The sequence below is a fragment of the Streptomyces sp. 13-12-16 genome (assembly GCF_002114215.1).
Lineage (GTDB): Bacteria > Actinomycetota > Actinomycetes > Streptomycetales > Streptomycetaceae > Streptomyces.
The window spans coordinates 1-351 of sequence record NZ_NCTE01001348.1; the positions used below are offsets into that span (position 1 = coordinate 1).

Genomic DNA, 351 nt, shown 5'->3' on the forward strand with positions numbered 1-351 from the left:
CCGCTTCCGGCGCCGTGGCCGCGGGCTGCGGGGGTGCGGGGTGCACGAGCCGCAGCGCGGGCTCGCCGGGCCGGGCATCCGTACCCGGGCGGCCGCTCCCGGAGCCGCCGCCCAGCTCCCGCAGCACGTCCCGCTGCCAGTCGCCGCCACCACCGTGTGCCGACGGCTGCTCCCGCCACTGGTCCCCCTGCTCCTGCGCCATACCGCCGCGCCTCCTAAGCGAAGGTGTCGAGCAGTCGCCCGTACACACCGAACACGCCGACGAGCAGCGGGAGCAGCGCGATGACCCCCACCGATTCGAGCAGGTCACCGGCCCGCCGCAGCCGGACCCGCACATGCTCGGCCGGCTGC

Annotated in this window: 2 pseudogenes; both read right to left on the bottom strand. The window is 76.9% G+C overall.

Annotated features, from left to right (window positions below):
• Window positions 1-202, bottom strand: a pseudogene (locus B7767_RS40745) (hypothetical protein); the annotation flags it as partial.
• A gap of 13 nt (window positions 203-215) precedes the next feature.
• Window positions 216-351: pseudogene (locus B7767_RS48885) on the bottom strand (type VII secretion integral membrane protein EccD); the annotation flags it as partial.